Here is a 13,765-nt window from a genome sequence, read left to right as displayed (position 1 = left end):
TGCTGCGACTGTACCGCAAAAAACGAAAAAGGCGCATCGCTGCGCCTTTTTCATCTGCGTCGTGTGGGCATGACCGCACACGCGACCGGATGCCGAACGCGTTATGCCTTCGGCTGCTCCGGCTGGCGCAGGCGGATATGCAGTTCGCGCAGCTGACGCTCGTCGACCGGGCTCGGCGCTTGCGTGAGCAGATCCTGCGCACGCTGCGTCTTCGGGAACGCGATCACGTCGCGGATCGAATCGGCGCCGGCCATCATCGTGACGATGCGGTCGAGACCGAACGCGATACCGCCGTGCGGCGGCGCGCCGTACTGCAGCGCGTCGAGCAGGAAGCCGAACTTCAGTTGCGCTTCTTCCGCGCCGATCTTCAGCGCGCGGAACACCTTGCTCTGCACTTCCTCCTGGTAGATACGCACCGAGCCGCCGCCGATTTCCCAGCCGTTCAGCACCATGTCGTACGCCTTCGCGAGGCAGCGGCCCGGGTCGGTCTCGAGGTACTCGAGATGCTCGTCCTTCGGGCTGGTGAACGGGTGGTGCGCGGCGACGTAGCGGGCGTCTTCGTCGTCGTATTCGAACATCGGGAAGTCGACGACCCACAGCGGCTTCCAGCCGGCCTGGACGAGGCCGTTCGCCTTGCCGAACTCCGAGTGGCCGATCTTCAGGCGCAGCGCGCCGAGGCTGTCGTTGACGACCTTCGCGCGGTCGGCCGCGAAGAAGATGATGTCGCCGTCTTCAGCGCCGGTGCGCTCGAGGATCGCCGCAATCGATGCGTCGTGCAGGTTCTTGACGATCGGGCTTTGCAGGCCGTCGCGGCCCTTCGCCTTCTCGTTGACCTTGATCCAGGCGAGGCCCTTCGCGCCGTAGATGCGCACGAATTCCGTGTAGCCGTCGATGTCGCCGCGCGACAGCTCGCCGCCCTTCGGCACGCGCAGCGCCGCGACACGGCCGTCCTTCGCGTTGGCCGGCGTGCTGAACACCTTGAAATCGACGTCCTTCATCGCGTCGGTCAGCTCGGTGAACTCGAGCTGCACGCGCAGGTCCGGCTTGTCCGAACCGAAACGCGCCATCGCTTCCGAATACGGCATCACCGGGAATTTCGCGTCGAGCTCGACGTCGATCGTCGTCTTGAAGATATGACGGATCATGTCTTCGAACAGGTCGCGGATTTCCTGCTCGCCGAGGAACGACGTTTCGCAGTCGATCTGCGTGAATTCCGGCTGACGGTCGGCGCGGAGGTCTTCGTCGCGGAAGCACTTGGTGATCTGGTAGTAACGGTCGAAGTTCGCGACCATCAGCAGCTGCTTGAACAGCTGCGGCGACTGCGGCAGCGCGAAGAACTGGCCCGCGTTCACGCGCGACGGCACGAGGTAGTCGCGTGCGCCTTCCGGCGTGCTCTTCGTCAGCATCGGCGTTTCGATGTCGATGAAGCCCTGCTCGTCGAGGTACTTGCGCGCCTCGATCGCGACGCGGTAGCGCAGGCGCAGGTTGTGCTGCATCTGCGGACGGCGCAGGTCGAGCACGCGGTGCGTGAGGCGGGTCGTTTCCGACAGGTTGTCGTCGTCGAGCTGGAACGGCGGCGTGACCGACGCGTTCAGCACGTTCAGTTCGTGGCACAGCACTTCGATCTTGCCGCTCTTCAGGCCGGCGTTGACCGTGCCTTCCGGACGATTGCGCACGAGGCCCTTGATCTGCACGCAGAACTCGTTGCGCACGCCTTCGGCGGTCGCGAACATCTCGGCGCGATCCGGGTCGCACACCACCTGCACGAGGCCTTCACGATCGCGCAGGTCGATGAAGATCACACCGCCGTGATCGCGGCGGCGCTGCACCCAGCCGCACAGCGACACGGTTTGGCCCAGCAGGTGTTCGGTCACGAGACCGCAGTATTCAGTACGCATCGACATGATGTTTGCTTTCGTTCGGTTTGATCAACGGGCGCCGCAACGCGCGGCCCGGGCGATGATTCTTTACTTACAGCGGCGGCTCGACGGGGCGGCGGGCGGGCGCCGGTACCGGCGCCGGAGGCGCCACGACGCCCATCGAGACGATGTACTTGAGCGCGGCATCGACCGACATGTCGAGTTCGACGACTTCGCTCTTCGGCAGCATCAGGAAGAAGCCCGACGTCGGGTTCGGCGTCGTGGGCACGTACACGCTCACGTACTCTTCCGTCAGATGGTTGACCACGTCGCCGCCGGGTGTACCGGTCAGAAACGCGATCGTATACGAGCCGCGGCGCGGGTATTCGATCAGCAGCGCCTTGCGGAACGCGTTGCCGCTGCTCGACAGCAGCGTGTCCGACACCTGCTTGACGCTCGTGTAGATCGGCCCGACGACCGGGATGTGACGCACGACCGCATTCCACCACGTGACGAGCTTCTGGCCGATGAAATTCTGCGTGGCCAGCCCGACGACGAAGATGAACGCGATCGTCAGCACCGCGCCGATTCCCGGCAGATGGAAGCCGAGCATCCGCTCGGGCTGCCACGATTCGGGCAGCAGGAGCAGCGTCTGGTCCATCGTGCCGATGATGAGGCCGAGCACCCACAGCGTGATCGCGAGCGGGACGAGGACCAGCAGGCCGGTCAGAAACACCGTTTTCAGGGTCGTCTTTTTCATCATCTGCCGTCAATGAACCGCGCCAGCGGCGCGGGTTGGTCGCGACCCGGCCGGGCCGCGACGGTCAACTGCTGGCGGCGGGCGCTGCAGCCGGTGCCGGCGCCGCGCTCGTCGTCGTACTGGCGGAAGGGCTTGCCGCAGCCGGTGCGGCGGCGGCCGGCGCGGCTTCCGCCGGTGCTGCCGGCGCCGCGTCGCCCGACGCCGTCGCCGGTGCGCTGGTGCCGCCCGAGCCGCCGCGGAAATCGGTGACATACCACCCCGAGCCCTTCAGCTGGAACCCGGCGGCGGTCACCTGCTTGCGAAAAGCATCCTTCCCGCATTCAGGGCATTGCGACAGCGGCGCGGCGCTCATCTTCTGGAGCACGTCCTTCGCGAAACCGCACGCTTCGCATCGATAGGCGTAGATCGGCATGATATTTTTCCCGCAGAAACTGGAAACGGCTTGCAAAACCTTGAATTATAGCTGAAACCCCGGCGCGCTCCGGCAATCGCAGCGACGCCCGCGCATCAGCGGCGGCGCCACGTGAACCAGCGCTCGTGTCCTTCGAACACGGCCAGCGAATCGGTCACGGGCAAATCCTCGATCAGCTCGAAGTACGGCGTGAGCAACGCGTCGAGTTCCGCGCGCTCGATCCCGAACGGCGGCCCCTTCGGCTTCGCCGTCACGAAGAAATAGCCGGCCAGCAAGCCGTCCGCGGGCAGCAGCTCGGCCATGCGTGCCGCATAGTCGGCGCGCATGGCCGGCGGCAACGCGCACAGGAACGCGCGCTCGTACACCCACTGCACGTCGAACGGCGGCCGGTACGTAAAGAAATCGGCCTGCTCGACGACGTCCGCATGCGCGCCGAGCTGCGCCTTCGCGGCGGCCACCGCCTGCGCGGCGAAATCGATCGCGCGCACCGGCCAGCCGGCCTGCGCGAGCCACCCCGCCTCCTGCGCGCTGCCGCAGCCGGGAATCAGCACCGTGCACGGCTCGAGCCGGTGCGCGAACGCGCGAAAGCCGCCGGGCACGCCGCCGAATTCCCACGGCGTCACGCCGCGCTCGAAGCGCTCGTCCCAGAACGACGCGTGGCCGGGGTCGCGCGTCGCGAACTCGGCGGCGGTCGGGACAGGCGGTTGCTTCGGATCGGACATCGCGGTGCTCCTTTCGGTCAGGCGCCGTATGCGAGCGCGAACAGCACCCGCGCGACCAGCGCCCCGACACCGACCGACAGGCCGAAGATCAGCAGCGCCTGCAGCAGCCGGTTGGTCCGTTTCTGCTCGACGAGGATCTGGCGCATCAGTTCCTCGCTGGCGGCGCGGGGTGCGTCGTGACGCGCCGCCATCGCGTGATGGATCAGCCGCGGCAGTTGCGGCAGCGTCTTGCTCCACTGCGGCGCCTCGACCTTGAAACGCTCATACCAGCCGCGCAGGCCGATCTGCTCGGTCATCCAGCGCTCGAGGTACGGTTTCGCGGTCTTCCACAGGTCGAGTTCCGGGTCGAGCGAGCGGCCAAGCCCTTCGACGTTCAGCATCGTCTTCTGCAGCAGCACGAGCTGAGGCTGGATCTCGACGTTGAAGCGGCGCGACGTCGAGAACAGGCGCATCAGCACTTGGCCGAGCGAGATGTCCTTCAGCGCACGGTCGAAATACGGCTCGCACACCGCGCGGATCGCGCTTTCGAGCTCCTCGACACGCGTCTCGGGCGGCACCCAGCCCGATTCGAGGTGCAGCGTCGCGACGCGGTGGTAGTCGCGCTTGAAGAACGCGAGGAAGTTCTGCGCGAGGTAGTTCTTGTCGAAATCGGACAGCGCGCCGACGATCCCGAAATCGAGCGCGATATAGCGGCCGAACGTGTTCGGGTCGAGGCTCACCTGGATGTTGCCGGGGTGCATGTCCGCATGGAAGAAGCCGTCGCGGAACACCTGCGTGAAGAAGATCTCGACGCCTTCGCGCGCGAGCTTCTTGATGTCGACGCCGGCCGAGCGCAGCGTCTCGACCTGGCTGATCGGCACGCCGGTCATGCGCTCCATCACGAGCACCTGCGACGTCGAGAAATCCCAGAACATCTCGGGCACGAGCAGCAGGTCGAGGCCCGCGAAGTTGCGGCGCAGCTGGCTGCCGTTCGCGGCCTCGCGCATCAGGTCGAGCTCGTCGTGCAGGTACTTGTCGAATTCGGCGACGACCTCGCGCGGCTTCAGGCGGCGGCCGTCGGCCCACATGCGCTCGGTCCATGTCGCGATGTCGCGCATCAGCGCGAGGTCGGAATCGATCACCGGCAGCATGTTCGGGCGCAGCACCTTCACCGCGACGGCCTTGCCCGCGTGCACGCCCTGCTTCAGCTTCGCGAAATGCACCTGCGCGATCGACGCGCTCGCGATCGGCTCGCGCTCGAATTCGTCGAACAGCTCGTCGACCGGCGCCCCGAGCGACTTCTCGATGATCGCGATCGCGACGGCCGAATCGAACGGCGGTACCTGGTCCTGCAGCTTCGCGAGTTCGTTCGCGAAATCGACCGACAGCAGGTCGCGGCGCGTCGACAGCACCTGGCCGAACTTCACGAAGATCGGGCCGAGGCTCTCGAGCGCGTGACGCAGCCGCACGGCGGGCGGATCGGAATAGCGGCGGCCGATCGTCGTGATCCGCAGCAGCAGCTTCACGCGCCGGTCGTCGATCCGGGACAGCATCACTTCGTCGAGGCCAAAGCGGATGACGGTGTAGACAATCTTGATGAAACGGAAAATGCGCATGCCCTGCGGCCCTCAGTGCGCGCCGCGCGGGCCTGGGCCCGTGCGCGCGCCGATTTTTTGTTCGAGTCGCTCGACCCGCTTTTCGACCCGCGCGAGCGCATCGCGTGCGCGCGCCAGATCGGCGTCGAAGCCGCCGAGCGACGCGCGCCGGACGACTTGCGGGTTTTCGTCGAGCCAGTATTCGGCGACGGATTCGAGCACGTTGCGGCCGGTGCGTCGCGCGCGGGCGCCGGCATCGCGCACGACCGTCGCGATCCGGTATGCCGCCGCGTCGCCGACCAGCTTCGCGAGATCTTCTTCAGGTTCCCAGCGCAGGTGCTCGGCCAGCTTCGCGATCTGCGTCGCGAACTCCGCGTCGCCCTCGATCTTCACGTGCTTCATCACGGCCGCCTGGCCGCCCTGCAGGAACGCGGCGACGGTGTCGCCCGCGAGCGCGATCGACACGTCGACCTGTTGCGCATCGTGCGCGTCGACGGCCGACAGATAACCGTCGGGCTGCACCAGCAGCGTGAGCGTGACGGGAGGCACGTCGATCCGGGCAGTCTTGCCCGCATAGGGAATCAGGCGATCGCGCGCCCATGATTCGCGCGCGAGCAGGTGATTGACGGCAGCAGCAAAAGGCTTGGCGGCAAAGGTCATCGGGCTGGGAAAGAAAAAACCCGCGCAGGCCGGGCGCCCACGCGGGTTTCTATTGTAACGTCGGATCGTCGGCAGACCGTGCCCGACCGTACACCCGGGCGGCAAGCGGTCGCAGTGCGGCGGCCGTCGCCCGGGTGCCCGGGTGCCCGGCGGCGCGGGCCGCCGGTCACGCTCAGTGCGTGTTGATCTGCTGGATGCCCGCGAGCAGCCAGCCCTGGCTGCCCGACTTCGACAGGTTCCACACCTCGTCGAACGGGGCGGCCGACGCGCTCGCCGATTCGCGGATCAGGCCGTGGAAGCGCACGCTCGCCGACTGCTCGATGCCGCGATCCTCGATTGCGACCAGCTCCGCGTCGAGCTGCACGACGTCGGTCTGGTTCGCCTCGTTACCGCGCGAATCGAGGTCGATCTTGATCTCCGCGAACATTTCGGGCGTCGTGAACTCGCGGATGTCGGCCAGGTTGCCCTGGTCCCACGCCGCCTGCAGGCGCACGAAGTAGACCTTCGCGCTGCGCAGGAACGCTTCGGTATCGAAACCGGCCGGCACCTGGAGCGGCGCCGCCGCAGCCGCTGCCGCGCCGGCGGCCGCCGCACCGCCGCCGAACACGCCCTGCGCTTCGTTCGCATAGCTGCTGCCGCTGCCCGCGTAGCTGCCGCCGGCATTGCCCTGCTGGAACGACGGGCTTTGCGAGTAGCCGCCCGACGACGACGCCGAACCGCCGACCGAGTACGCCGGCTCCTGCGGGCGACGGCGGTTCATGAACTTGCGGATCAGCCAGATGCCGATCGCCGCGAGCAGCGCGATCACGATGACGTTCGCCATCATGCTCGCGAACGCGCCGCCGAGGCCGAAGTGCGACAGCAGCGCCGCGATGCCGAGACCGGCCGCGAGGCCGGCGATCGGCCCGAGCCAGCGCGAGCGGTTGGGCTGCGCGGCCGGCGTGGGCGCCGCCGGGTTCGCACGCTGCGCCTGCGACGGCGCGGCCTGCTGCATCGGCTGCTGCGCGGGCGGCGTGGCCTGGCGCTGCGTGACGGTGGAGTTCTGGCGGCCGATGCTGCGCCCGCCGCCCATGCGCTTGGCTTCAGCGTCGAGCGATGCGAACGTGCCGGCCGTGAGCAGGCCGACCATCAGCAGCGTGCCGACCCGTCGAGCCCACGGCTTCGACGGCTTGCTACGGTTGAACAACGGACGCGTTTCGGACATCAGCTTCTCCAGATGTAAGGCGAATGTATGGAAAGAACCCCTTAGTACTTGGTTCCTAGGTGTAAAGCTACCACGCCACCTGACAAATTGTAATATTTGACGGCATCGAGGCCCGCTTGTTCCATCATCGTCTTCAGCGTGTCCTGATCGGGGTGCATCCGGATAGATTCAGCAAGATACCGATAACTTTCAGCATCTTTCGCGAACTTGTCGCCAAGCCACGGTAATACTTTGAAAGAATACAGATCGTACGCTTTTTTCAGCGGATCCCAGACTTTCGAGAATTCCAGCACCATCACGCGGCCGCCGGGCTTCGTCACGCGACGCATCTCGGCCAGCGCGACGTCCTTGTGCGTCATGTTGCGCAGCCCGAATGCAACCGTGACCACATCGAAGTAGTTGTCCGGAAAAGGGATTTTCTCCGCGTCGCACAGCAGCGACGGCGTCACGATCCCCTTGTCGAGCAGCCGGTCGCGGCCGACGCGCAGCATCGATTCGTTGATGTCCGTATGCCACACCTCGCCCGTCGGGCCGGCCGCCTTCTTGAACGACTTCGTCAGGTCGCCGGTGCCGGCCGCGATGTCGAGCACCTTGAAACCGGGGCGCACGTTCGCCTGCGCGATCGTGAACGCCTTCCACGCGCGGTGCATGCCCGCCGACATCAGGTCGTTCATCAGATCGTAGTTGCTCGCGACCGAATGGAACACGCCCGCCACTTTCTTCGCTTTTTCGTTTTCCTCGACGCTTTCGAAGCCGAAGTGGGTTTTGCTCATCGCGTTGATCCTCAGTAAATGGCAGGACGGCGCCGAGCGGGCGCCGTCGATTTCAGTGGCAGTGGCCGTGCGACGCGGAGGCCGCCTGCATCGGGGCGTCGCGCTCGACGCCTGCCGCCTTCAGTTTGTCGAAATAGTCGCGCCACAGCGCGTCCTGCTGCGTCGCCAGCTCGTACAGCAGGTCCCACGAGTAGATGCCGGTCGAATGGCCGTCGGAGAACGTCGGCTGCAGCGCGTAGTTGCCGACGCCCTCGAGCGCCGTGATCGTCACCTCGCGCTTGCCGGTCTGCAGCGTCTCCTGGCCGGGCCCGTGGCCGCGCACCTCGGCCGACGGCGAATAGACGCGCATCAGCTCGAACGGAATCCGGTAGCTGTCGCCGTTCGGGTACTGCAATTCGAGCACGCGCGATACCGCGTGCACGACGACGCCGGACGGAATCGGCGTCGTGGAAGTCAAACCGCTCATGGCTGCCTCGAATCGGTCATGCGTTGAATTTCCTCGCGCACCGCATTGTGCAGCAGCGAGGCCTGCGCGGCGCGCGTGCGCAACAGCGCCTCGGACACGCTGCGCTGGCGCGGCGCCCAGACGGGCTGCGGGAAATGGGCGTCGTTGGAAAAGCGCGGGATCACGTGCCAGTGCACGTGCGGCACCATGTTGCCGAGGCTCGCGAGATTCACCTTGTTCGGCTGCATCACGCGGCGCACGGCCCGTTCGACCGCGTAGACCACGCGCATCAGATGTGCCCGCTCGGGCTCGCCGAGATCGGAGAACTCGGCCACGTGCGTGCCCCAGATCACCCGGCAGAAGCCCGGATAGTCGTGCTCGCCCGTCGCGAGGACGACGCGCAGCACGTCGTCCTGCCAGAGCACCTCGCCGCCGTCTTCACGGCAAAACACGCATTCCATCGTCGCTCCCATGTGGACGGGCGCCGGCATGACTGCGCCGGCGCCCGCTCATTTCCGGCCCGGTCGGGCGGTCGTCATGCCCGCATTAGACCAGCACGCGCTCGATCCCGCCATTGTTCGCACGTGCGACATAATCGGCCATCCAGTTCTCGCCGAGCACCTGGCGCGCGATTTCGACCACGATGTAGTCGGCCTCGAGATTCGCGTCCTCGCTGTAGCGCGACAGGCCCTGCAGGCACGACGGGCAGCTCGTCAGGATCTTCACGTCCGGCCCGTTCGCGGCCGCGGCCGCGGCGGCCGGCGCCGGCGCAGCGCCGGCCACCACGGGAATCGCACGCAGCTTCGCGGCGCCCTTGCGGATCTCCTCTTCCTTGCGGAAGCGCACCTGCGTCGACACGTCCGGGCGCGTGACCGCGAGCGTGCCCGATTCGCCGCAGCAACGGTCGTTCTTCTCGATCTTGTAGCCGTCCTTCTCCGAGCCCATCAGCTCGTTGACGAGCTTCACCGGGTCCATCGTCTTGATCGGCGTGTGGCACGGGTCGTGATACATGTAGCGCGTACCCGACACGCCGTCGAGCTTCATCCCCTTCTCGAGCAGGAACTCGTGGATGTCGATGATCCGGCAGCCCGGGAAGATCTTGTCGAATTCATACCCGGCAAGCTGGTCGTAGCAGGTGCCGCACGACACGACGACCGTCTTGATGTCGAGGTAGTTCAGCGTGTTCGCGACCCGGTGGAACAGCACGCGGTTGTCGGTGACGATCTTCTCGGCCTTGTCGTACTGGCCCGAGCCGCGCTGCGGATAACCGCAGCACAGGTAGCCCGGCGGCAGCACCGTCTGCACGCCCGCTTCCCACAGCATCGCCTGCGTCGCGAGGCCGACCTGCGAGAACAGGCGCTCGGAGCCGCAGCCCGGGAAGTAGAACACCGCTTCCGAATCGACGGTCGTCGACTTCGGGTTGCGGATGATCGGCACGATCTTGTTGTCCTCGATGTCGAGCAGCGCGCGCGCCGTCTTCTTCGGCAGGTTGCCCGGCATCTTCTTGTTGACGAAGTGGATCACCTGCTCGACGACGGGCGGCTTGCCGGTCGTCGCGGGCGGGTGCTGCGTCTGCTTCGTCACGACCTTCTTCAGCATGTCGTTCGCGAAGCGCTGCACCTTGTAGCCGACGCCCATCATCACGGTGCGCGCGGCGTTGATCGTCTGCGGATTGGTCGCGTTCAGGAAGAACATGCCCGCCGCGTTGCCGGCGTTGAACTTCTTCTTGCCCATCTTGCGCAACAGGTTGCGCATGTTCATCGTGACGTCGCCGAAGTCGATCTTCACCGGGCACGGCGTCGCGCACTTGTGGCACACCGTGCAGTGGTCGGCCACGTCGTTGAACTCGTCCCAGTGCTTGATCGACACGCCGCGGCGCGTCTGCTCCTCGTACAGGAATGCCTCGACCAGCAGCGACGTCGCGAGGATCTTGTTGCGCGGGCTGTACAGCAGGTTCGCGCGCGGCACGTGGGTCGCGCACACCGGCTTGCACTTGCCGCAGCGCAGGCAGTCCTTCACCGAATCGGCGATCGCGCCGATGTCGGACTGCTGCATGATCAGCGATTCGTAGCCCATCAGCCCGAAGCTGGGCGTGTACGCGTTGCGCAGGTCGGCGCCGTCGAGCAGCTTGCCCTTGTTGAAGCGGCCGTTCGGGTCGACGCGCTGCTTGTATGCGCGGAATTCGGCGATCTCGTCGTCGGTCAGGAACTCGAGCTTCGTGATGCCGATCCCGTGCTCGCCGGAGATCACGCCGTCGAGCGAGCGCGCGAGCTTCATGATGCGCGCGACCGCCGCGTGCGCGTCCTGCAGCATCTCGTAGTTGTCGGAGTTGACCGGGAGGTTCGTGTGGACGTTGCCGTCGCCCGCGTGCATGTGCAGTGCGACGAACACGCGGCCGCGCAGCACGCGCTTGTGGATCGCCTGCGCCTCGTCGAGGATCTGCTTGAACGCGCCGCCGTTGAAGATCGCGCGCAGTTCCGCGCGGATCTCCTGCTTCCACGAGATGCGGACCGTGCGGTCCTGCGTGACGTGGAACACGGTCGCGCCCGGCTGTTCGTCCGCGCGATCCGCGAACTTCTCGGCAAGCGCCTCGTAGCCGAGCTGCACGAGGTAGTGCTGCGCCTCGCGCAGCGGCTGGTCGAGCCGGTCGCGCACGAATTCCCAGCGCGCGCGCACGCGCTTGAGCAGCTCCAGCGCCTGCTGCACGCGGTCTTCCAGCAGCTCCGCGCTCGGGATCTCGTTCGCGTCGTCGGTCTTGCCGAGCGGCAGGTTGCCGCCGCGGAAGAACGTCTCGAGCGCGTCGACGAGCTGCAGCTTGTTCTTCAGCGACAGCTCGATGTTGATCCGCTCGATGCCGTCGGTGTACTCGCCCATCCGGTTCAGCGGGATCACGACGTCTTCGTTGATCTTGAACGCGTTGGTGTGCTTCGCGATCGCGGCCGTGCGGCTGCGGTCGAGCCAGAAGCGCTTGCGCGCCTCCGCGCTGATCGCGACGAAGCCTTCGCCGCTCTTGCCGTTCGCCATCCGGATCACTTCGGACGTCGCGTGCGCCACGGCGTCGGCGTCATCGCCGACGATGTCGCCGATCAGCACCATCTTCGGGAATGCGTTGCGCTTGCTCTTGGTCGCGTAGCCGACCGCGCGCAGGTAGCGCTCGTCGAGGTGCTCGAGGCCCGCGAGGATCGCACCGCCCTGCTTCGACGTTTCGAACAGGTAGTCCTTGATCTCGACGATGCTCGGGATCGCCTCGCGCGCCTGGCCGAAGAACTCGAGGCAGACGGTGCGCGTGTGCGCGGGCATCTTGTGCAGCACCCAGCGCGCGGACGTGATGAGCCCGTCGCAGCCTTCCTTCTGCACGCCCGGCAGGCCGGCGAGGAACTTGTCGGTCACGTCCTTGCCGAGCCCTTCCTTGCGGAACCGGCGGCCCTCGATCTCGAGCATTTCGGTCTTGAGCAGCTTCTCGCCCGGCGCGTACGCGCCGTCGAACCACTTCAGCTCGAAGCGCGCGACCGCGATGTCGTGGATCTTGCCCTGGTTGTGCTCGTGGCGCGTGACTTCGAGCCAGTTGCCGTCCGGGTCGACCATCCGCCACCAGGCCAGGTTGTCGAGCGCGGTGCCCCACAGCACGGCTTTCTTGCCGCCCGCGTTCATCGCGACGTTGCCGCCGATGCACGACGCATCGAGCGACGTCGGATCGACCGCGAACACGTAGCCGGCCGCCTCGGCCGCCTCGGTCACGCGGCGCGTGACGACGCCCGCGCCGGAGAAGATCGTCGGCACCTTGTGCGCGACGCCCGGCAGTTCGGTCAGCTCGACCGCGCCGAGCTGTTCGAGCTTTTCGGTGTTGATGACGGCCGAGAACGGCGTGAGCGGCACCGCGCCGCCCGTGTAGCCGGTGCCGCCGCCCCGCGGGATCACGGTCAGGCCGAGCTCGAAGCAGGCCTTGATCAGTGCCGCGATCTCGGCCTCGGTATCGGGCGTCAGCACGACGAACGGGTATTCGACGCGCCAGTCGGTCGCGTCGGTCACGTGCGACACGCGCGACAGCCCGTCGAAGCGGATATTGTCCTTCTCCGTGCAGCGGCCGAGCGCCTTGGTCGCGCGGCGGCGCAGGTCGGCCATCTTCTCGAATTCGTCGGCGAACTCGTTGACCGCCCGCTGCGCGGCGGTTTCGAGCATCTCGACGCGCGATGCGCGCTCGCGGCCCGCCTCGTCGCGGTGCTCGGTGAGATCCGCGCTGCGGCGCTTGCCGATCTCGGTCAGGCGGTGGTTCAGCGCCTCGATCAGCAGCGCGCGGCGCTTCGGATTGTCGAGCAGGTCGTCCTGCAGGTAGGGGTTGCGGCGCACGACCCAGATGTCGCCGAGCACTTCGTACAGCATCCGTGCCGAGCGGCCCGTGCGGCGCTCGGCACGCAGTTCGTCGAGCACCGACCACGCCTCTTCGCCGAGCAGGCGGATCACGATCTCGCGATCCGAGAAGGACGTGTAGTTATAGGGAATCTCGCGCAAGCGGGGCGCGGGGTCGGCGGCGACGGCGGCGGCCGCGCCATGCGGATCGAAAACTTGTGGTGCGTTCATGTTCGGACGACTCGGAGGGCCGATACACCGTGCACGGGCGTCGGCAAGCGCGTGGGCGCAATCTTGGGGAAATCTGTTCTGTTACCAGGCGCGCGGCTGTCCTTCATGGGGCCGGAGCGGGCGGTTCGCCCCTCCTGGCCGGCGACAGGGCCTGGTGGCACTCGGAACGATCAGCACGATCGCGCGCGGCGCGCATGCCGTTCGGCCGCGGGGCTGGCTGCGCGCGGCGTCGGCTTCAACGGTGCGATCCGAGGGTGCCTCTGCATCTTCCGATCCTTGATTCAAAACGGAATTCTAACCCATGATCGGCCCGTCCGTGGCACGCCGGACAGGTCGTGGGGCTATCGCCGCGAGCCGCACCGGACGGGGCTCGGCGCGGTTTGGCTCGATCATTCGCCGTCCGTCCGGTCGGTAACCGTGCGGTTAAGCCGGCAGAGAAGGCGCGCCCGGCGCCGCGAACGCCCGGCCCGCCCCCCCCTTCGCGGCCGCCCGCCCGGCATGCCGCTTGCATGCGGGCGGACCCTTGGCGCTATCATTGATCCTTTACCGTCTGCATCCGCACTGCACGCGAGCGTCCATGGCATCCCACGATTACCTGAAGAAAATCCTCACCGCGCGCGTCTACGACGTCGCGATCGAGACGGAACTCGAACCCGCCCGCAACCTGTCGGCCCGGCTGCGCAATGCCGTTTACCTGAAGCGCGAGGACAACCAGCCGGTGTTCTCGTTCAAGCTGCGCGGCGCGTACAACAAGATGGCGCACATTCCGGCGGACGCG

The 13,765-nt window shown here is 66.7% G+C and carries 12 protein-coding genes; 1 reads left to right on the top strand and 11 read right to left on the bottom strand.

The features are described 5' to 3' along the window. Positions 1-101: 101 nt before the first annotated feature. The 11 genes from aspS to HWX00_RS30775 all read right to left on the bottom strand — a co-directional run bounded on the left by aspS (position 102) and on the right by HWX00_RS30775 (position 12,987). Positions 102-1,904 carry an aspartate--tRNA ligase gene (aspS, locus tag HWX00_RS30825; protein ID WP_034189003.1) on the bottom strand — a complete coding sequence of 601 codons (1,803 nt, stop codon included), beginning with the start codon at positions 1,902-1,904 and terminating at the stop codon, positions 102-104. 67 nt (positions 1,905-1,971) lie between these two features. Then, positions 1,972-2,622 carry a DUF502 domain-containing protein gene (locus HWX00_RS30820; protein ID WP_034189002.1) on the bottom strand — a complete coding sequence of 217 codons (651 nt, stop codon included), beginning with the start codon at positions 2,620-2,622 and terminating at the stop codon, positions 1,972-1,974. A gap of 61 nt (positions 2,623-2,683) precedes the next feature. Beyond that, a complete protein-coding gene (locus HWX00_RS30815) occupies positions 2,684-3,031 on the bottom strand; it encodes an FmdB family zinc ribbon protein (RefSeq protein ID WP_175027332.1) in 348 nt (115 codons plus the stop codon). A gap of 95 nt (positions 3,032-3,126) precedes the next feature. Continuing rightward, positions 3,127-3,753, bottom strand: a complete 627-nt coding sequence (locus HWX00_RS30810; protein ID WP_034189000.1) for a class I SAM-dependent methyltransferase — start codon at positions 3,751-3,753, stop codon at positions 3,127-3,129. A 17-nt stretch (positions 3,754-3,770) separates the two neighbouring features. Then, complete coding sequence (gene ubiB / locus HWX00_RS30805) at positions 3,771-5,348, bottom strand: ubiquinone biosynthesis regulatory protein kinase UbiB (RefSeq protein ID WP_034188999.1); 1,578 nt, start codon at positions 5,346-5,348, stop codon at positions 3,771-3,773. Positions 5,349-5,360: 12 nt separating this feature from the next. Continuing rightward, positions 5,361-5,987, bottom strand: coding sequence for a ubiquinone biosynthesis accessory factor UbiJ (locus HWX00_RS30800; RefSeq protein WP_059560521.1), 627 nt, complete (start codon positions 5,985-5,987; stop codon positions 5,361-5,363). Between the two features lie 172 nt (positions 5,988-6,159). After that, positions 6,160-7,191: a Tim44 domain-containing protein gene (locus tag HWX00_RS30795; RefSeq protein WP_069706263.1), complete on the bottom strand. Its 1,032-nt coding sequence runs from the start codon at positions 7,189-7,191 to the stop codon at positions 6,160-6,162. A 41-nt stretch (positions 7,192-7,232) separates the two neighbouring features. Next, positions 7,233-7,964 carry a bifunctional demethylmenaquinone methyltransferase/2-methoxy-6-polyprenyl-1,4-benzoquinol methylase UbiE gene (gene ubiE, locus HWX00_RS30790; protein ID WP_049030826.1) on the bottom strand — a complete coding sequence of 244 codons (732 nt, stop codon included), beginning with the start codon at positions 7,962-7,964 and terminating at the stop codon, positions 7,233-7,235. Positions 7,965-8,016: 52 nt separating this feature from the next. Then, positions 8,017-8,430: a gamma-butyrobetaine hydroxylase family protein gene (locus tag HWX00_RS30785; RefSeq protein WP_034188995.1), complete on the bottom strand. Its 414-nt coding sequence runs from the start codon at positions 8,428-8,430 to the stop codon at positions 8,017-8,019. Next, entirely contained in the window at positions 8,427-8,870 is a 444-nt protein-coding gene (locus tag HWX00_RS30780) for an HIT family protein (protein ID WP_049030829.1), read from the bottom strand. Before HWX00_RS30780 ends, HWX00_RS30785 begins: the two co-directional genes overlap by 4 nt. A gap of 85 nt (positions 8,871-8,955) precedes the next feature. Continuing rightward, positions 8,956-12,987 (bottom strand): DUF3683 domain-containing protein, encoded by a 4,032-nt coding sequence (locus HWX00_RS30775; RefSeq protein WP_175027331.1) that lies wholly within the window; start codon positions 12,985-12,987, stop codon positions 8,956-8,958. Positions 12,988-13,564: 577 nt separating this feature from the next. Here HWX00_RS30775 and HWX00_RS30770 point away from each other — a divergent pair. Then, positions 13,565-13,765: pyridoxal-phosphate dependent enzyme (locus HWX00_RS30770; RefSeq protein WP_175868170.1), on the top strand; the 201-nt coding region annotated here is incomplete at its 3' end.

Origin of the sequence: Burkholderia seminalis DSM 23518, from assembly GCF_902832885.1 — a bacterium.
Lineage (GTDB): Bacteria > Pseudomonadota > Gammaproteobacteria > Burkholderiales > Burkholderiaceae > Burkholderia > Burkholderia seminalis.
Note: the sequence above shows the minus strand (reverse complement) of the source record. Positions and strands in the feature narration are given on the sequence as shown.